18 protein-coding genes are annotated in these 19,325 nt (G+C 60.9%); 15 read left to right on the top strand and 3 right to left on the bottom strand.

Annotated elements, in window-relative coordinates; all coding sequences use genetic code 11:
- Positions 1–3 precede the first annotated feature (3 nt).
- The 8 genes from GGD82_RS16700 (at position 4) to GGD82_RS16665 (ending at position 6,504) form a co-directional block, all read left to right on the top strand.
- Complete coding sequence (locus tag GGD82_RS16700) at positions 4–741, top strand: hypothetical protein (RefSeq protein WP_150064152.1); 738 nt, start codon at positions 4–6, stop codon at positions 739–741.
- Positions 742–814: 73 nt separating this feature from the next.
- On the top strand, positions 815–1,081 hold the full coding sequence (locus GGD82_RS16695; protein ID WP_150064153.1) for a hypothetical protein: 267 nt from the start codon (positions 815–817) through the stop codon (positions 1,079–1,081).
- Entirely contained in the window at positions 1,078–2,439 is a 1,362-nt protein-coding gene (locus tag GGD82_RS16690) for a DnaB-like helicase C-terminal domain-containing protein (RefSeq protein WP_150064154.1), read from the top strand. Before GGD82_RS16695 ends, GGD82_RS16690 begins: the two co-directional genes overlap by 4 nt.
- Positions 2,440–2,442: 3 nt before the next feature.
- Positions 2,443–2,889, top strand: a complete 447-nt coding sequence (locus GGD82_RS16685) for a thioredoxin domain-containing protein (RefSeq protein WP_150064155.1) — start codon at positions 2,443–2,445, stop codon at positions 2,887–2,889.
- Positions 2,889–3,965 (top strand): toprim domain-containing protein, encoded by a 1,077-nt coding sequence (locus GGD82_RS16680; protein WP_150064156.1) that lies wholly within the window; start codon positions 2,889–2,891, stop codon positions 3,963–3,965. The genes GGD82_RS16685 and GGD82_RS16680 overlap by 1 nt, the downstream gene beginning before the upstream one ends.
- 72 nt (positions 3,966–4,037) lie before the next feature.
- Positions 4,038–4,553: a hypothetical protein gene (locus GGD82_RS16675; protein WP_184013306.1), complete on the top strand. Its 516-nt coding sequence runs from the start codon at positions 4,038–4,040 to the stop codon at positions 4,551–4,553.
- Complete coding sequence (locus GGD82_RS16670; protein ID WP_150064158.1) at positions 4,553–5,092, top strand: hypothetical protein; 540 nt, start codon at positions 4,553–4,555, stop codon at positions 5,090–5,092. The genes GGD82_RS16675 and GGD82_RS16670 overlap by 1 nt, the downstream gene beginning before the upstream one ends.
- A complete protein-coding gene (locus GGD82_RS16665; protein WP_150064159.1) occupies positions 5,092–6,504 on the top strand; it encodes an ATP-dependent DNA ligase in 1,413 nt (470 codons plus the stop codon). Before GGD82_RS16670 ends, GGD82_RS16665 begins: the two co-directional genes overlap by 1 nt.
- 495 nt (positions 6,505–6,999) lie before the next feature.
- On the opposite strand, the gene GGD82_RS16660 is transcribed toward GGD82_RS16665, so the two are convergent.
- The 3 genes from GGD82_RS16660 to GGD82_RS16650 all read right to left on the bottom strand — a co-directional run bounded on the left by GGD82_RS16660 (position 7,000) and on the right by GGD82_RS16650 (position 8,791).
- The gene (locus tag GGD82_RS16660) at positions 7,000–7,569 is read right to left on the bottom strand and encodes a PIN domain-containing protein (RefSeq protein ID WP_150064160.1); all 570 of its coding nucleotides are present in this window, start codon (positions 7,567–7,569) and stop codon (positions 7,000–7,002) included.
- A 3-nt stretch (positions 7,570–7,572) separates the two neighbouring features.
- Complete coding sequence (locus tag GGD82_RS16655) at positions 7,573–8,025, bottom strand: helix-turn-helix domain-containing protein (protein ID WP_150064161.1); 453 nt, start codon at positions 8,023–8,025, stop codon at positions 7,573–7,575.
- A 106-nt stretch (positions 8,026–8,131) separates the two neighbouring features.
- The gene (locus GGD82_RS16650; RefSeq protein WP_150064162.1) at positions 8,132–8,791 is read right to left on the bottom strand and encodes a tyrosine-type recombinase/integrase; all 660 of its coding nucleotides are present in this window, start codon (positions 8,789–8,791) and stop codon (positions 8,132–8,134) included.
- An 821-nt stretch (positions 8,792–9,612) separates the two neighbouring features.
- On the opposite strand from GGD82_RS16650, the gene GGD82_RS16645 reads away from it, so the two are divergent.
- The 7 genes from GGD82_RS16645 (at position 9,613) to dnaE (ending at position 19,268) form a co-directional block, all read left to right on the top strand.
- Positions 9,613–10,548, top strand: coding sequence for a replication protein RepA (locus GGD82_RS16645; protein WP_150064163.1), 936 nt, complete (start codon positions 9,613–9,615; stop codon positions 10,546–10,548).
- Between the two features lie 136 nt (positions 10,549–10,684).
- Complete coding sequence (locus GGD82_RS16640) at positions 10,685–11,113, top strand: helix-turn-helix domain-containing protein (RefSeq protein ID WP_150064164.1); 429 nt, start codon at positions 10,685–10,687, stop codon at positions 11,111–11,113.
- A gap of 360 nt (positions 11,114–11,473) precedes the next feature.
- On the top strand, positions 11,474–13,480 hold the full coding sequence (locus GGD82_RS16635; RefSeq protein ID WP_184013305.1) for a cobaltochelatase CobT-related protein: 2,007 nt from the start codon (positions 11,474–11,476) through the stop codon (positions 13,478–13,480).
- Positions 13,481–13,575: 95 nt separating this feature from the next.
- Positions 13,576–14,739 carry an AAA family ATPase gene (locus tag GGD82_RS16630; RefSeq protein ID WP_150063439.1) on the top strand — a complete coding sequence of 388 codons (1,164 nt, stop codon included), beginning with the start codon at positions 13,576–13,578 and terminating at the stop codon, positions 14,737–14,739.
- A complete protein-coding gene (locus GGD82_RS16625) occupies positions 14,739–15,380 on the top strand; it encodes a sigma factor (protein WP_150063440.1) in 642 nt (213 codons plus the stop codon). Before GGD82_RS16630 ends, GGD82_RS16625 begins: the two co-directional genes overlap by 1 nt.
- Before the next feature lie 7 nt (positions 15,381–15,387).
- Positions 15,388–15,921 (top strand): hypothetical protein, encoded by a 534-nt coding sequence (locus tag GGD82_RS16620; RefSeq protein WP_150063441.1) that lies wholly within the window; start codon positions 15,388–15,390, stop codon positions 15,919–15,921.
- A gap of 17 nt (positions 15,922–15,938) precedes the next feature.
- Positions 15,939–19,268, top strand: coding sequence for a DNA polymerase III subunit alpha (gene dnaE / locus GGD82_RS16615; RefSeq protein ID WP_170284398.1), 3,330 nt, complete (start codon positions 15,939–15,941; stop codon positions 19,266–19,268).
- The last annotated feature ends 57 nt before the right edge of the window (positions 19,269–19,325 follow it).

Here is a 19,325-nt window from a genome sequence, read left to right as displayed (position 1 = left end):
GCAATGATTCCTGAAACCGAAACACTGGGTGCCTTTCCGGGCGCCCAACGTTCCGCAGCCGCGTGCGAATACGTGATGATCTCCCGTATTCCACGCGAGCGTCTTGAACCCGAGCGTGTTCTTTTCCAGCACAAGTGGTTCGACTATCGCTTCATGCACCCGACGATGGCGACATCGTACTATGCGCAGTGCTACAAGGACGTTTACAGACGGCTGTTCGCGCGGCACATCGACCGAGACGTCTCGCGTTACGTCGCCGGCATCAAGTTGGGCGATATCTTCGCCAAAACGGATGATGAGAAGCTGCTGAAGTCGCAGTCGGGCACGATCTCGGCCTGCTGGCGCGGCCGGCAAACCGCGGACGCTCTGGGTATTCCGTATCCGCTCTTCATCGAGCTGGCCATGACCAAAGCCCTGAGCTGGCAGCGCAAGTACATGCCGCGGCCGCAACAGCTCTACTCGGATCAGATCATCGAGGCGGTCGAGGGCGGCTGGCAGGAGCGAACCAGGGGCCGCTTCATCATCGCCCAGGATCCGCGTTACCGGCTCAATGCCTGGGCCGGCACGCCCGCACAGATCGCTCATGAATCCTGGGTCTGCACGCAGATCATCCGCCGCAGCCCCGGCACCCAGCTACATCTTCTGGAGCAACATCTGACGGTCGACCCGCTGATCCGCGAGGAGGCGGCGCGCGCTCGGTTCGACGGCGCCCTGGTGAATGAGGCGTTGGGATTGCGCTGAGCAATTTTCCACGCACAGATAAATCAAATATGATTATATACTCAGATGCACGCGCACATCACAGGAGGACGCTATGCGTGACCGAAGTGAACAGAAGCCGGTTGTACCGAAGCCGGCGCGGCCGCGCCCGAAAGCCTGGACCCATCAGGGCGAGCTGAAGGAGTTGATCGGCCAGAAGGTCGAGATCGAGCTGGCGGTCGGTGGCGATCTGCGTCAGCGCGTCGGCTTCTTACTCGCGGCGGACCCCTACACGATCAAGCTGCGGCTTTCCGGAAATCGGACGGGCGAGGTGCGCACGTTCTTCAAGTCGGCGCTTCTTGACTATCGGGTGGTGGAATGACTGAGGCGGCCGCCGTGGCGGAACCGTCCGAGGCGGAGCCCGAGACAGTTCGCTATGAGTTTGGCGAGGAGTTCCAGGCCAAGATCGTCGCGCTGTCGATGCGCGATCCCTCGTTTCTGGCGCGCACGACGGGCCTGGTGCGGCCGGAGTATCTGACGAACGTGGGTTATGCGACCCTGTTTGATTTGGCCGCCACGCACTTCGACAAGTTCAAGGGGCCGCCGGATCGCGCCACGCTGGGTGTGCTGCTGAAGGAGGCCGTCGCCACCAAGAAGATCCGCAAGGACATCCTGGATGACGTCAAGGACGCGGTGCGGGGCGCGTTCACAGCCGATCTGTCCGGCGGCGCGTTCGTCGTCGAGAAGGTCAGTGAGTTTGCCCGTGAGCGTGCGGTCGAAAGTGCCATGCTCAAGTCGCTGGAGCTGCTGGAGCGGCGTGATTTCGGCAAGATCGACCGCCTCATGCGCGACGCCCTTCTGGTCGGCGCGAACGAGGCGGATCAAGCCTATGACTACTTCGCCACGATCGAGGGTCGCACCGAGACGCGCCTGGCCATGGCCGCCGGCACACACGCCTACAACGGCATCACCACGGGCATCGCGGAGCTGGATGCCATCCTCTATCACCGGGGATGGGGCCGCAAAGAGCTGTCGCTGATCATGGGGCCAGCCAAAGGCGGCAAATCGCTCGCCCTGGGCCAGTTCGCCCAGGCGGCCGCGCTGAGCCCCAAAAAGTACAACGTGCTGCTGGTCACGCTGGAGGTGTCGGCGCCGATCTACGCGGATCGTCTGGACTCGGCGCTGTCCGACGTGGCCATGAAGGCTCTCAAGGACAACCCGCACTCCGTTCGTTCCGCGATCGAGAAGGCCCGTGCCAACGCCGGCTTGTTGAAGATCCATGAGTACCCGACCGGCACGCTAAAACCGTCGCAGTTGCGGCGGCTGCTCGAAAACTACCGGGCGCAGGGCATCATCTTCGATCTGGTGGTGGTTGATTACGCCGACATCATGGCGCCGGAGTACCGCTCGGACAACGACATCTCCAACTTTCGCTCAATCTACATCGACCTGCGCGGCATCGCGTCCGAGGGCAACCTGGCCATGCTGACCGCGACGCAGACGAACCGCGAAGGCGCCAAAAAGGTCACATCGTCGATGACGGACGTGGCCGAGGATTTCAACAAGATCCGTACAGCCGACATCGTGATCTCCATCAACGCCACGCAGGAGGAGAAGGACACCGGCGAGGCGCGTCTGTACTTCGCGGCGTCGCGCAACACAGAAGATGGCTTCACGATCCGGATCCAGCAGGATCGGAGCCGGATGAAGTTTATCAAGAAGGTCTTGGGTCGGGAGTGAGCCATGAAGATCGGCGACGGATTCCGATACCGTGGTGACGAGTATGCGTTCGCTACGCCGTTTTTGCGCAGCCGCGGTGCGAAAATAAAAAAATGGCTGCTGCCTACATTCGATGACAGTTCAGGAATGCGAGCTTGGACCAATAAGTCATTCCCGGCGCTCACGCCGTTCGTACTAATCGACATTGAAACGAAGCGCAAAGGCGCCAAGGGTAGGGACTTGGCGGACCTGTACGTGTTCGCACGGGTCGATGACGATGGACGCAAGATGACGGATCAGACCGGCATTCTTATAGCGGACATCAACGAAAAATTCATGAAGGACACGACGGTCGGTCTAACCCTTGGCATCAAGGCGTTCGATGATGAGGGCGAGTACAAGACGGCCGAGCCGACCCGGATCGACGTGGCGGCGGAGATCGCGGCTAATCCAGCCTGGGGCGCGTTCTGATGGGGGACCTTGAGGAGCTGTTGGACGCCTTCGACATCGAGGCGTACCTGGACGCCGAGGGCCTGACCTACAAGATCAGCTCCGGGCAGAGCGGGCAGCAGTTAAACCTGAAGGAGTGCCCGGTCTGTGGTGACACGCGCTGGCGCGCCTACCTGAACGCTGAGACGGGCCTAGGGAATTGTTTCGTCTGTGACGCCACGTTCACCAAGTGGAATTTCGTGCGCGAGCATCTTGGCGGATGCAGCAACGGCGAGATTTTCCGGCACATTCGCGATGCGACGCGCGATCAGGGATGGCGGCCGCGCCGGACGCTCGTCGTGGCAACGGAGAACACGGCCGAGATCAAAATCCCGACCTCAATTCCGCTGCCTCATGAAGGACAGAACCTGATCTATCTGGAGCAACGCGGGTTCGATATCGACCTCGTGCGCGCCTTCGGACTGAGTTACTGCCAGGATGCGTGGTGGAACTACACCAAGGAGGATGGCAGCCGCGGCGGACAGAATTTCGGCGGTCGGGTCATCATCCCGGTCTACGACCTGGACGGAGAGTTGGTGACGTTCCAGGGGCGCGACGTGACCGGCACGAGCGACCGCAAGTACCTGTTCCCCGCGACGCTGCCGGCGACGGGCCGCTTCCTCTACAACGGCCACAACGTCCTGCACACGCGCCGCGTGGTGGTTGGTGAAGGTGCGTTCGACGTCATGGCGCTCAAGAAGGCCATCGACGGTGGGTCGGCGCTGCGCGACATGGTGCCGGTCGGCACCTTCGGCAAGCACCTGTCGGTCAACGACAACGGTCGCGACCAGGTGGGTGCGTTCCTGGCGCTGCGGCGAGGTGGGGTGCGCGAGGTGACGATCTGCTGGGATGGAGAGCAGGCGGCCCTGGAGGCCGCCTGTCAGGCCGCCACGCTGCTGAGCGGCATCGGCCTGGCCGTTAAGATCGCTCTGTTGCCGAAGGGGTGCGATCCGAACGAGGTGCCGTCGGATGTGCTGCGTCAGGCGCTCATTCAAGCCAAGCGCGCGACCGCGGCGCAGATCGTGCGTTGGCGTTTGCGAAATCCCTACAGGAGATAAATCATAAATGATTCATCTCCGCGTGATTCTTGCTATATAAAGTCTGCACGCATGATCACGTCGGAGGACGTAATGGAAATTACCGTTACAAAAACAAAGATGGAGCACGCTAGCGGCACCAAAAGCTATCAGATTTTGGTTGTCGAGGATCGAAATAGTCCAGGACGCGACATCGTATTCGGCAAGCAATGGGGCAAGAAAGGCGCGGCCGGTCAGACCCAATTCGAGATTCACAAGTCTCGGGTCTTGCCACATAAGCGGCAAACCTTGCAGTGTCAGAAAGAAGGGCGCGGCTACGTCGTCAAGAGCAACAGGGAGCAGACCTGCACGTCGATCGCCGAGCTGCGCAACGCCATCGGCGTGCGTATGTGGCGGGACATGTTGGATCCGCTCCTGACGATTTTGCCCGAACACGCCGCGGAGCTGCGCGGCGCCGGCGCCGGCACCGGAAGCTCGGCTCGCTGGGACGAGGATGGAACGTCGCTCGGGCCGGCGGAGAGGGTGCCGCGGCACGCCCAGGTCGAAGCCGAGCTTGAGCGGACGCCGGCGGAGCTGATCGAGGAAAACGCCAATTGGGGAATGTTTTGATGGACACGTTCGTCTACAAGCGCGGCATGTTGGCGCCGCAGAACATGGCGCGCATGACATGCCCTGTCTTTCCACTGGATGTTGAGGTTCGAACCTGCTTCCGGGTCCATGATCTGTTCATGAAGGGCAAGCCGCACCCGAAGCGGGCCGGCTGCAACGCCTGTATGGCCGCCGGCAAATGTCCGGCGCGTCTGATGGTGCAAGAGAGCATTCGGGCGCCACGGCCCGTCTACTTCTCCGAGACGCCGGCGATGGTCACGTTGTCCGACGACATTCTCGAAGATGTCGGCTGCATCGTTGTTTCGTCCAAAATGATAAATCAATTTGGATGTACCTCGAAGGAGGTCGCATTCATCGAAGCCGCGACAACGCCGCGGCACGAGGTGGCTAAGACGAAGCGCCGTCGCGGTGCGGTCCAAGCCCCGAAATCCACTCTCACGCCGCGCCCCGCGCATGACGACGCCCCGGCGGCCGCCGAAACCGGCGACATGGCCGCCGCGGTGACGGCGGCCGCCGTACACATGAAGGAAGCATCTTGATGGATGGTTACATGGTTCACGGCATTCTTGAGGACATCGCCAAGACGTCCTCGCGCACTGAGAAGATCGCCATTCTTGGCCGGCACATGAGCGATCCCGTGTTCAAGCGGGTTCTCGTGGCGGCGTACGATCCCTTCGTGACCTATGGCCTCACCCCGCCGAAGTGCGTCGGCGCCGGCCCGCAGTCTCTCACGATGGATTCGAAGTTTTGGACCGTGCTGGAGCAGTTGGCGAGCCGGACGATCACCGGGAACGCGGCGCGCGACCTGGTGCAGGAATGGCTGCTCGATGTTCTCGACGAGCCGAGCAGCAAGGTCGCGACCATGATCTTGAACAAGGATCTGCGGTGCGGCATCACGGCCAAGTCCATCAACAAAGTGGCGCCGGGCATGATCCCGGAGTTCACCGTCATGCTGGCGCACAAGTTCGAGGATAAGCGCATCAAGACGTGGCCGGTCGCTGTCGAGCCCAAGCTCGATGGCCTGCGAACGGTCATTGTGGTGAACGACGCCGATGTTCAGTTCTTCTCGCGCACCGGCAAGCCGTTCGCCGCTCTCGATCACCTGGCGCCGGTGATCCTGGCGACGCTGAACAAGGCGCGTGCGGTCCTGGACGCGCCGGACTGTCCGCTCGATGAGAAGCGGCGCGAGGCGTTCTCGCGCATGTTGGGCAAGCATGGTCTCTCGGTCGTGCTGGACGGTGAGGGTGTCGCCGGCACGTTCAACGAGACGACGGGCGCGCTGCGGCGAAAGAGCGAGGCCGCGAGCGACACCGTGCTGAACCTGTTCGAGGTGCTGCCGCGGCGCACGTTCATGGCGAACGACGTCGTGCCGCTTCCCTACACGCTGCGGCGCGCCTTCGCTGAATGGGTTCTGATGCACGCGCCGGAGAATGGGCCGCTGCGCCTGGTGTCGCGCTACCTGGCCAACTCGCCGGCCGAGATCCAATCCTTCTATCAGAGCTTCCGCGATCGGGGCCTTGAGGGCGCCATCGTCAAGCCGATGAGCGAACACTATCACAAGAAGCGCCACTACGGCTGGATGAAGATCAAGGCGCAGGAAACTCTCGATCTGCGCGTCATCGGTGCGTTCGAGGGAACGGGCAAGTACGAGGGCCAGCTCGGCGGTTTGATCGTCGATCACAGCGGCGTGGCGGTGCGCGTCGGCGGTGGGTTCTCGGATGAGGAGCGCGTGCGTCTGTGGGAACGGTTCCAGGCGGACGATGAGCGCGGTCTGACGGCGGATCCGCTGACTGAGGCGTTCGCGACGGAGGCGTTCGCGAAGGGTTGCACGGCCCTTGGCCATCTGATCGAGGTCGAGTATCACGAGAAGACGCCGGACGGCTCTCTGCGGCACCCCCGGTTCGTCGACTTCCGCGACGACAAGGACGATCTATGGAAGGAGGCGGCGTAATGCTGGATCTGGGGCCGATCGAGAGCCGACTGCGACGAGCCGAATATGCTCGTCGCAGTCGATCGGCGGCCGCGCGGAACCTGTCATGACGCAAGCATCTCACTCCATGCCGACGCGCCCGCTGATGGGCTGGCGCACATGCCCCAGTTGTGGCGGAGCCGGTCGCGACGGGGTACTCGGCTTCGCGACCTGTGAATACTGCGGTGGGATCGGTAAGGCCACCGCGCCTCTTCATAGATCGCGTCCGCGCGGCCGGAAAGTTCGCTCCTGGACAGAATGGGCCACGCTCTGCACGTCCTGTATCCCCAACATCGGTCTTTTGGTGGCGGAGGTTAAGCGTCTTCGAAACGAAAATGAGACGCTGCGAAAACAAAAGGCGCTCAAATAAGTATTGCGCTCCGCGTCTTTGCTTGCTATAGTCTTTCTTCCCTGATCAAGGTCAGGGCCTCAGTGTTCTCCGTATATGTGCAATGGGCGGCCTTTGGGCCGCCCTTTTTATATGAGATTTTTGTAGGGTTCGATTTCTTTAGCGGTCGCCACGAGCCCGCATTTACGTAAAGCGTCGAGGTATTGATCGGCGTGTTTCGGCGGGTTCTTGAGACGCTCTCGTATCGTTCGAACAGCTTCGAGAAAAAGGCTTTTGCTTAGGTGAAATTGGTCAACCAGGAAGGCGTCGGGGTGACGCGCTTCCAAATCCCATTGTGCCAGAACGTCGGGCGGGAAATCGCGGAGATTGTTCGTGACGATCAGATCGGCACGACCCTTGATGGCCGCAGCCAGAACGTGCCGATCGTTCTCGTCAGGCAGAACCAAGCCCTCGATCAGAGGTTCGAAGCCGGTGACGCGCGCGTCTCGCGCGTGGGACTCCAGCATCTCGCGGGTTCGGTCGAGAACAGCCCGGGTCAGATCCGGCCGTCCTCGCAAAACCGCCGTGATCCATTCCTCATGAACGGTGTCGGACCACCTCGGTCTGAAGAGGTCCGACACCGCAAGTTCCATGAGAAGATCCCGCATGGGCGCGGGAAATAGGACGCACGCATCCAAAAAGGCCGTGAACTGATTCAAAACTCAGTATCCCATGTTGTATTCCTGGGCTTCGGCGGCCAGCGAATCAAGCACGGCGCGTCGGGCGGCGTCGTCCCTTTTCTTATAGTCTATGATGTCCTGGCAACGCAGCCTGCGGTGCCTTCCAACTTTTCGGTGCGGAATCTCTCCCTTGTCGATCAGGTTGTTGAGATAGGGCCTGGATACGTTCAGCAAGTCGGCGGCTTGTTGGGTGGTGAGTTCGGCATCCAGCGGAACGAGGGTAACGGCACGGCCGGCGGCCATGTCGCCCAGGATGTTGACGAGCAGGTCGAACGCCTCGATCGGCAACTGGACGGCGCTCTCTTCGTCGCCTCGGCGTACCGAGAACTCGACCGGCCCCGTCTCGTGAATGATGGATGCAAGAGCTTGCCCCGACGCCCGAGCGAGGTCGATATCCTCGGCCGTCGGCGGGGAAATGTGAGCTAGTGCGTTCATGTGCCTCTCCCTGCACACGGTGACTTTCGCCGGGCAACGATCTTACGCCTCGAAAATTCGGTTTTCAAACGCAATTAACGAAACCAACGCAACGAACGCAGCACGCTTAGAAGTCCACCAGCTTCTCGTGAACCTCGCTGTTTGCCTCAATGTACTTCTGGGTTGTCGCGAGATTCTGATGACGCAGCAGCACCTGCACGTCACGAATGGAACCGCCGGGCGTCTGCATGGCGCGGCGTGCCGCGAGGGTGCCGAAGGTGCGCCGGCCGCTGTGTGACGAGCAGCCCGTCAGCCCCGCCTTCCGGTAGAGCCGATAGAACAGATAGCCGATGGCGTCGGCGCGCATGTGATAGGGCTCGTCGAGCGGCGCCGATCGCGTCGTCTCGCCGGCGCTGGTGCCCCGCCCCGTCGCGGCCGCCTCGGCGCGCTCAGACAGAATGAGCGGCCAGTTCGGCAGACCGGGCGATTTCTGGAGCAGATCGAAGAGAGCTTGACGCAGCTCGGGGTGAATCGGGATCCGGCCGCCGCTGCCCTGCTTGCAAATCCGGTCCTCCAGATTGATGTGCGTGCCGACGTCGCCCGAGGGACCTAGGACATGTCGACGCTTGAGACCGGCGATCTCCATGCGCCGCAGGCCGGCGCGGACGGACAGCAGCACCACGACGCGATCTCGGTGCGGGTAGCGCGAGCCGGCACAGGCGTCGAGCAGCGTCGGGAGATGACGCTTAGGATCCAGAATTTGCGCTTGGCGACCTTGGCGGGCCATTGACACGATCCTCTCGCTTTGGCGCCGCGGTTCGATTGGGCCTCAAACTGAGCGCATAAGGGACATTATGCGCTCAGTCGTGCGAATCCTAGCATTTTGCGCACGTTCTCGACGCTATAGACGCGCAGCAGTGCACGCGCGTATAACGAATTAGCGAAAGCACGAACTCGCGCTTTGACGCGCTGGCCGTCGTCACGTTCGTGCCCTTTCTTGTCGCTATATGGTATAAGCGCCCGTATGTGGGCCAGGAAGCTCTTCCACGATCGCCCGGACTATAGAGCCCGCGCAATCGCCAAGCTCGGGATTTGGAAGATACCGACGCTTCTGACGCACGATCCAGGATTTGGTCGAGAGTCTGCATCGCGACGTCACGGAATTGAGCGCGCTCAGCCTGCTGACACGCTCGGGCGGCCAGATCCGGATACCGAATAGCGCACTCAATGTCCGGCTCACTCTGCACAGCGTCGGTAAGGTCCAAGCCGTACTCGTTCTGTTCGCCGACCTTCTGTCTCGGAGCGACGAAAATGCAGTCTGCGACTCGGAACACCGCACTGGGGCGAAAGTTGCCCACAGACTCGCCTTGGAACTTTCCGACGCATCGATTTATCCACAGGGTGAGTTTGGACCTTACCGACGCCACCTTTGGACCTTACCGACGCGACTCGCGGTTATCCACAGGCGAATCGAGTTATCCACTGGAACTTACCGACACTGTTCCATTATAGGAAAAACCCTAATAGTACCGTCGGAAAGGTCCAACTGGACATCTCGACCTGTGGATGTTTTGCTTTTGAGGGTTTGCTAGGGCGGAGATTGAAAAAATGGGTGAGATACACAACCTCATCCTCTTGCACGGGCGTCATGCCGCGAAGGACATGATCGACCTGGAACAGAGACATTTGGTAGATCCGGCAGCGCGAGTTCTGGCAGACGAACACCGGAGCCTCAATCTGATCTATTCCGGTTTCTCGCAAACCTCGCTTCCCCTGCGCACACCCAAGGAAACCGTGTGGCGACGCTCTGGGGCCAACGTAACTCTACTGATCGAGTCCGGCATGGAAGAGGACGGCGAGACCCCGGTGGGTCTGCCGGCCGGCGCCAAAGCGCGCATGATACTGATCTATCTCCAGACCCGCGCCAAGCAAACCAACAGCCGCCGCGTCGAATTGGGCCGGTCCATGGCTGAGTGGCTTCAGAACATGGGCATCGCCGCCGGTGGCAAGACCTACGCCGAGGTTCGGCGTCAGGCTCGCCGCATCAGCGCCTGCAAGCTCACCTTCTTCCTGACGACGGAATCCGGCGGCGTTCAAACCCAGCTTCGGCACAATGGCGGGTTTGTCGATGATGAAATCCTCATGACCAGCTCCAATCCGCGTCAGCTCGTGCTGTGGAATGAAGAGGTGGTTCTCAACGAGATGTTCTATCGCAGTCTTTTGCAGCATCCTGTGCCGCTGCTTGAGGCCGCCGTGCGGGTCTTGGCTAGCAAACCAATGGCCCTAGACATCTACTGTTGGCTCGCATGGCGGCTGCATATTCTTGACGAGCCACTGAGTCTATCCTGGTCTGCGCTGTACGGTCAGTTTGGTGGCGGCATGAGCCTGCTGCGTCAATTTCGCCCCGAGTTTCAAAGGAACTTGGAACACGCCCTGGCAGCTTATCCCGAGGCCAACGTCACGGTTCAGCCGGGCGGCATCGTGCTGGCGCCGAGCAGATCGCCGATTGATACGAAATCCTATAAGGCGGCCAAAATTTTATAACTTCCCGCTGTTCAAGTGCGACGCGGGCGGTATATCTTTGATAGATCAAGTTTGACTCAACGCTTGCTCTGGATAAAAACCCAATGTACGTTGATCAAACAATCATACGTGATTAAACAGAAAGGAGAGAGGTCATATGCCCGGTTTAGAAGCTCATCCGGCGGGTGATCCGTCGAAGACTCGTATTGCGCATTTTTTGGATGAGCGACTGACGAATCTCCAGGGTGTCAAGACGCAGCGGCAGATCGCGAAGGAGCTGGGCTATGACCGCGCGAACATCGTCAGTATGTTCAAGCGCGGGGACGCTAAAATTCCCCTCGATCGACTGCCGGCACTGGCGCGAGCCATTGATGTCGATCTCGCGCATCTTTTGCGACTTGGTCTTGAGCAGTATTGGCCCGCCGATGATCGGGCGTGGTACGAACTGAACAGCATCATGAAACGTGTCGTATCCGAAAACGAAATGGCCATCATTGAGTACATCCGCACCGTTTCCAATGAAGGAAACCCGGCGCTGGATGACGATGTGCGCCAAGGTCTCAAGGAGGTCTTTTCGTCCAAGTGACTACCCATTCCTGTCAAACAGAGCCGAGGGTATTTTCGACCCTCGGCTCTCCGTCGTGAGTGAGGACTAAATGGAGACTAATACGGTGACAGAAACTCGCCGGATCGAGGAAACGCCTTCGGATAAGGCGTTCGCACTGGAAGGAAACCTGACGAATAAGCAGGTGGCAGTGAGTAATTGGACGCGGTTGGTGTGGGGGCTCGACCCCGACGGTGAAGAGGTCCAGATTTTGTACGGGCCGTTCGAACCTGCCGTTGTTGTAAGGTAAATCAAATTTGATTAACAAGAGACAGTCGGAACGCTCGCATTTCCATCTGTCTCTTGTTTTACTTGATAAATCAAATCTGATTAGAGGCTGCAATGAATCAAGACATTATTACACTGCGCGACGCCTGCACACAGGTCACACAGTTGCTCGCGGGCAGGGGAATTATCGTCACACAGCGCGGTCTCTCGGCGTATGTCGAGACGGATGCACGCACGCTTAAACCGAAGCGCGTCAACATCCCGTTCATCCCGGACAACGCCACCGAAGCGTTGATCCTGGGTATTCAGGGCTTCATTGACCACGAGGTTGCGCACATTCTTTTCACGGACTGGTCGGTCGTGAAAGAAGCGGGCGAAATTAACAAGCGGGTCGGCGTCCTGCACAACGTCGTCGAGGACACGTTCATCGAGCGTATGATCTGGCGAAAGTTTCCAGGAAGCGCCTACAACCTCGAAAAGCTTCACGGTTTCTTCATCGAGCATTTGACAAAGCCGGCGCTTGAAAAGGCGTGCAGCCACCCGAAGAAGGTTCTGTCCGTGTTGCTGGTGCCGGCGATGCGCGCCTGGGCCGGTCAGCGCGCCTTCCAGGCGTTTCTCGATGAAGAGGATCGCTGGTCGCTGATCACCGATCCGGTCGACCGGATCGGTGATCTAAAACTTGATGTGCCGAAGATCCGAGCCTCGCGAGAGGCGCTCGATCTAGCCATCAAGATCGACGAGGCGCTGAACACGCCTCTCGAAGCGCAGCCGGAGTTTAGCATGGAGGGCGAAGGCGAAGGCGAAGGCGAAGGTGAAGGCGAGACTGGAAAAAAGCGCAAGGAGCCGGACAAGAAGGCAGACGACGAGAAGGAGCCGAAGACCGAATCTACCGATAGGCCGATGTCCGAGCCGGATAGCGAAGGCGAGCCCAAGCCCAAGTTCGAGTCGGATGAGGGCGCCGACGAAACTGACACCGGTGGCGATGCGGATGAGGGCGCGGACGAAACTGACACCGGTGGCGATGCGGATGAGGGCGCGGACGAAACTGACACCGGTGGCGATGCGGATGAGGGCGCGGACGACGGCAGGAAGGGCAAGACGCCGACGACCTGGGCCGACGACCTCGACGCTGAGAGTCTGAAGGGTATGGACTTCGACGAGGGCGCGTCAAAGATCATCGGCGACGCCGCTGCCGACGCCGCCGCCGCCGCCGAATACCTGATCTACACGCGCGATTGGGACCGGACCGAGACGTTCAGTTTTTCGGAGCATGCGTTCAAGGACGTATGGATGACGCGGCTGGATGACGAGACGCGCTCGATGGTCGGCGTCATGCAGAAGGACATCGAGCGGCTGATGGCCGCGCGCAGCCAGATCACGCATGTGCCGGGCTACCGTAGCGGTCGCCTTCACAGTGCCAGTCTACATCGGCTCGCGACGAGGGACACGCGCGTCTTCCGGCGCCGGCAGGAGAATCGGTCGATGGATACCGCGGTGTCGCTGCTGGTCGACTGTTCCGGGTCGATGCGTGGCCCCAAGATGAAGATGGCGATGGACGCGGCCTATGCTCTGTCGCAAACGCTGGAACGCGTGAACGTCCGGCACGAATGCTTGGGTTTCACGACAGACGGGTTTGGTATAGCACGACACCGGGGCCTGTCCGGGACGCTGCTTGAAGCGGAAGAGAAAAAAGCAGGGCGCCATTTTTCGCGCATTGAGCCTCTGTATATGCCGATCTTCAAAGGGTTCGAGGATCGTCTGACGGCCGAGGTTCGACGCCGTTTCGCGGCGGCGCCGCATGTCTGCGGTCTCGCCAACAACGTCGACGGCGAATGCGTGGAGATCGCCGGTCAGCGGCTGCTCAAGCAGCGGGCCAGTCGCCGCGTTCTGATCGTGCTGTCGGATGGCGCACCGTGCGCCCAGGGCAGTTCTTCTGATCAGATTCGCCATCTACGGAACACGATCAAAAACCTAAGCGTGGCCGGCGTCGAGACGGTGGGTATCGGCATCATGTCCGATGCCGTCGAACACTTCTATCCGAAGCGCGTCGTGTTGGACACGCTGAGTGCGCTGCCCAGCCAGGTGATGAAGGAGCTGCGCGCGATACTCCTGCAAGGGTAAATCAAAATTGACTTGATGACCCGTCGTGTGTCGCGTAAAACATACATAGTCGCTCGCACACGCGACAGGGTGTAACGCACGGAGAATACAGGGAAATGTCGGGCAAAATTTTGTGTCAGGTCTGCGGCGCCAAGGTACATATCATCAAGAAGCATCTCGCGGATTGCCACCCGGAGTGGGACGTCGCGCGGTACATGCGGGAGTACCCGGATGCACCACTGTTCAGTTCGCAGGCTGAAGAGTTGGTCCGTCGCCGTCGCGCCGAAATGAAGACCTCGGCGGCTGAGGCGATCGACGACACGGTGGTTGCCATGCCAACGCGCAGTCGCGACACCAAGCAGAAGATGCACGAGCTGTTCGGCTTCGGTGAAGTGCCGGGCGCACTCAACGCGCGCGGCGGGTCGATCATGGTCACGCTCAAGGGGTCGAGCAGCTACGATGACATGATCCCGGCGCTCGATCCGAACTACGTGTTCGAGCTGGACCTGACCAAGACGGTTCTCATGGCGCTGGAGCTGAACATGGCCACCTATTTGTGGGGCTATCACGGCACCGGCAAAACCTCGTCGCTGCGCAACATCTGCGCCGTCACGCGGCGGCCCTGGGTACGCGTCCAGCACACTATCAACACCGAAGAGGCGCACATTGTCGGGCAGATGCTCGCGCGCGATGGCTCGACCTACTTCGAGCCGGGTCCGCTGACCCTGGCAATGAAGTACGGTTGGGTCTACTGCGCCGACGAGTACGATTTCGCCATGCCCGCCGTGCTGTCGGTCTATCAGCCGGTGCTTGAAGGCGAACCGCTCTACATCAAGGAGGCGCCGGCCGAATGGCGGCACATCGAGCCGCATCCGGACTTCCGTTTCGTCGCGACCGGCAACACGAACGGCTGCGGTGACGAGACCGGCCTCTACCAGGGCACGCAACTCGGCAACGCCGCCAACTACAGCCGCTTCGGCGTGACCGAAGAGGTTGTCTACATGACGGCGGATATCGAGGCGGCCATCGTGACGAGCCAGGCGTCGATCAACATCAAGGATGCCAATAAGATCGTGGACTTCGCCAATCAGGTGCGCGAGGCGTTCAAGGGCGGTCGCGTCAGCTCCACGATCAGTCCGCGTGAGTTGATCAACGCCGGTCGGATCGGCCTAGCGCGCGGCTCTAACTGGCGCGCCGGTCTCAAGCTGGCGTTCATGAACCGGCTGTCGCGCGTCGACAAGGAAACGATCGACCAGTTCGCGCAGCGTGTGTTCGGCTGATGAAGGCTAAGATCACCGAGGATCCGCTGGACCCAAAGGCTGTCGAACATCTTGTGAACACGCTCGCCTGGCGCGTCTCGCGGCGGATGACCGCTGCGGGCGCGCGCCTCGTCGAGAGCGCCGACATTCGTCAGGAGATTTGGATCGCCTGGACGAGGGCGCGCGACAGCTACGATCCGACCTCTAAGGTTCCGTTCGGTGCCTACTTTTGGCGCGGTGCCATGCGCCACATGAATCAGTGGTGCCGACAGATGGAACAGACGGACGTCAAAATTTTTGGTTTGAGCCTGGACGATCAGCTCACGGACGACGCCTCGTTGCACGAGGTCGTGGAAGACACGAGCGTCGTGTCGGCCGAGGAAAATGTCCGTCTGAGCGAGCGCCGATCGCGCGTGTTGGCGAAACTCTCACCTTTGGCGCGACGCTTTTTGGAGCTGCTGGAGAGCCCGCCGCCCGAGCTGTACGCCGAGATCCAGGCGCTGCAAGACCGCATGGCGTGGGCGCGCGAGCGGAAGGTTCGCGGCGGCCGCGGCAGCACCACCACGCGTGTCACCACGGCCTTTGTTGCAGACGTGATGGGCCTGGATCGCATGACCCGGCGCACCGTCTACAGGGAACTTGAGTCTTGGAAAAGTAGGTAAATCAGAAATGATGGTAGACAGCTCCCTTAGACCAGGCTGTTACGGCAGCGTCGTGGCGTTCGATGCGCGTGCGCCCGAATGCGCCTCGTGTCCGTTCGCTGAGGCATGTGGGCCGCTGTCGGCCAAGCATCGCAAGGTGCTGTACGAGCGCCTGGGTATTGCTGATCTGCCGGGTGTCGGGGCCAAGCGGCCGAAGCGGAAGGTGGAAGAGCCGAGCGGATCGCGCGCGCTGATGCCGGCCCTGCCCCGCAAGGTTCAGGCGATCGTTGATCGGATCGCCGAGAAGGGTGTCGACGTCGGCGGCGAGTTGCGCGCTGGTCGGAACCCCTTCAGCCGCAACTCCTTGAAGATCGCGGCGCATCTGCTGATGCGCCTGGACGGCGGCTTTGATCGCGACACGCTGCGCACCTGCCTTCAGACCAAGCTCGACTGGTCGGAGAAGACGGCGCGTGCCCATGTCACACAGACCTTTCACCTGATGCCGGCGCTTGGCGTGGCCGAGGTACGCAATGGTCGGCTGGTGAGGACGTTTGATAAATGAGCGCAACAGTCCATTCGATGCTCGCCACGCGGTCGCACTTCTCGCTGGGCGAAAGCACTCTCACGACTGAGGCGGTGCTCGACGAGGCGAAGCGCGTCGGTGCCACGGCCATTGGCTTGATCGACACTATGTCGATCTCGGGCATGATCGACGTGTCCAATCGCTGCACCAAAGAGAGCATCACGCCGATCATCGGCTGTCGGCTGCGCCTGGTCGACGACATCACCTGGCGCCGGGTGCGCGGCGAGAACAAGACGAAGGCGCCGCCGGAATATTGGATCACATGGCATGTGCTGTCGGCGGCAGGTCTGACGGCGCTGTATCGGCTGCTGACCAAGGCCAACGACGCGGAGCATTTCTACGAGACCGCCAAGCTGCTCGTCTCTGACGTGATCGGCGCGCTTTCAAGCGTGACAATGGATGACGTCGCAATCGTCACAAGCGACGTCTACAGCGTCGTGGGTCATGAGAACGCTGCTGAGATACTGCGCGACATGATCGACGCGCTGAGCGTCGAAAACGTCTACCTGCAACTCACGCCGATCGACCTGCCGTACTACGACGCCATGAACATGCGCGCGCTTGCGCTGGCGAAGGAGCTGGGCGCACCGACGCTGGTCGCGCGGCCCGTGCTGTATCCGAAAGACGGCGCCGATGTCCAGGAGGTCCATCAAGGCATTCTCCGGCGCACACAGATCACGGACGTCTGGCACTGGTCCAACGTCGAGCGCGGGCTGTACGCGCTGACGGACATTGAGCTGGGCCGTGAAACGGCCCGCACCATCAAGCGACTGCGCGAGCGATATGAGGGGGAGGTGCCCGTAAGCACTTGGACGGAGGGGCTGCGCAACACGGCGCATCTGGTCGAGCGGGTCACGTATCGCTGGGCGAAGTCGCCTGTCAGCTTGCCCAAACTAGTCGAGGATGAACCGAAGGCCGTTCTGGCCGCCTGCAAGGCCGGCTGGAGCGAGAGGTTTGGTCGGCCGGTGTTTGGACACCGGCCGGACGCGGAGGCGCTGGAGCGGCTCTATAAGCCCCGTCTGGCCTATGAGTTTCGAGTCCTGCGCGATCTCGGATTCTGCGGCTACTTCCTGCTCGTGCAGGATCTGGTGCGCTGGGCCAAGGACAGCGGGATCCGCGTGGGGCCTGGACGCGGATCGGTCGGCGGCTCCTTGATCGCCTATCTGATGGGCATCACCGACTGCGACCCGATCCGCTTCGACTTGCTGTTCGAACGGTTCATCAACCCGGAACGTAGCGATCTGCCCGACGCCGACCTCGACTTTATGTCGGCGCGACGGCACGAGGTCATCCAGTATCTCGCCGACAAGTACGGCACCGATCGCGTCGCCGGCATCAGCAACTACGGCCAGCTCAAGGGAGCCTCGGCGCTTCGCGACGTGGGGCGCATCTGCGGGCTGAGCGAGCGGGACTATGCCTGCTCGAAGCTGGTGCCGAAGGAGCATGGTCAACCGATCGGTCTCACGGAGGCCGCAGACCAGGTTGGCGAGATCGCGGCGTTTCGTGACGCGAATGCCGACGTCTGGACGGTCGCCACGTCGCTCGAAGGCGTGATGCGCAATCTCGGTCGCCATGCCGCGGGCGTCGTGGTTGCCGGCTGCGATCTGACGGAGCGCGCGGTCGTGGAGAGACGATCGGGCGAGGCGACGGTCAATTGGGACAAGCGCATCGTTGAGGATCAGGGCCTGGTCAAGATGGACATCTTGGGTCTCGAAACCCTCGATGTCGTCGCACGGGCGCTCGACTATATTCGTGAGCGTCACGGCAAGCGCATCAATCTGATGGCCATCCCGCTCGATGACGAGGCGGTGCTTCAGGCGTTCGCCGAAGGTCGTACGGTCGGCGTGTTTCAGTTCGAAAGCGGCGGTATGCGCCGTCTGCTCAAGAGCCTGGGCGCGGAAGGCATCACCTTCGAGGATTGCGTGGCCGCGACCGCCCTGTACCGACCCGGTCCGATGGATTCGGGCATGATGGACAGCTACGTGAACCGCAAGGCGGGCACGGAGGATGTCCTGTACGAGCATCCGAAGATGGCCGACGCCCTGAACAAGACCTACGGCGTGATGGTCTATCAGGAGCAGGTCATGCAGATCAGCCGGGACCTGGCTGGCTTCTCGATGGCCGAAGCCGACAAGCTCCGCAAGGCAATGGGTAAAAAAGACCCCAAGCTGATGGCGGAGTATCGCGACAAATTCGTCGAGGGCTGCGATGCGCAAGGCACCTTCGATGAGACGCACGCCGGAGCCCTGTTCGACAAGATCGCGGCGTTCGCCGGCTACGGTTTCAACCGCAGCCACTCGGTCGAGTACACGCTGATCTCCTATCAGTCGATGTGGCTGAAGGTGAACTATCCCATTGAGTTTATCGCAGCCTGTTTGTCGTTGATGAAGGAGGACAAGCTGCCGGCACTGCTGGGCGAGGCGGAGCGGCTGGGCATTGAGGTGCTGCCGCCGAACATCAACCAGTCGTCCGGCAAATTCGAGATCCTGACCGACACGACGCTGCTAATCCCGTTCAATCGGATCAAGGGCATCTCGGACAATACGACGAACGCCATTCTGGAGGCGCGCGCCGCAGGTCCGTTCACCTCGGTCGAGGATCTGATCGAGCGTGTCGAGCGGCGCAAGTGCAACATCAAGCACCGCACGTTACTGGAGGATGTGGGTGCGTTCGCCGACATCGTGCCGGGCAGCCTAGCGGCGCGCCATCCTGACCGCATTGCACGGCAGAAAGAGCTGATGCCGGGGCTGGTCAACGCCATCGTGCCGATCCGGCGCGAGATGACGGTCGACACCGACGGCCGCCGTCAACTCGGTCGTCTCGTCAAGATGTATCAGGACGAGGGGTTGGGCCTGGTCAAGCCGTACCTCGGGCGTGACGCGCGGTTCATGGTCATCACCGACGCGCCGACGAGCGGCGAGGAGCGCGTCGGATCCTTCGCGCACTCGGAAAGTTTCACGTCGATAGCAACGGCACTCGCGGAGGCGGGCTTGGCGCGCAACGACGCCTATTGGACGGGGCTTCTCAAGCGCCCGAAGACGGGGTCGACCATTCCACATGAGAACATCGAGACGTTCTGGCCGATCCTGGCTCAAGAGATCGCGATCCTAAAGCCGCCGGTGATCTTGCTGTTGGGCAACGCCGTCGTTCGACGCTTCGTGCCCGACATCAAGGGCGCGGTTGTCGATCACGCGGGCAAGGTCGTCTACGACAAGAAAACCGACACCAATATCATCGTCGGTTTCAACCCCGGTCAAATCTGGTTCGATCCGTCCAAACAGGAGGTTTTGGACACCCTGTTCGCGCAGGTTTCAGAAATTCTGTGAAGGTAAATCAGATTTGACTGTAATCCCATCGCAAATGCGCTATATTGAAACTGTCAA

The sequence above is a fragment of the Roseospira marina genome, assembly GCF_014197855.1.
Lineage (GTDB): Bacteria > Pseudomonadota > Alphaproteobacteria > Rhodospirillales > Rhodospirillaceae > Rhodospira > Rhodospira marina.
The sequence above is the reverse complement of the archived record's forward strand: the minus strand, read 5'-3'. Positions and strand labels throughout refer to the sequence as shown.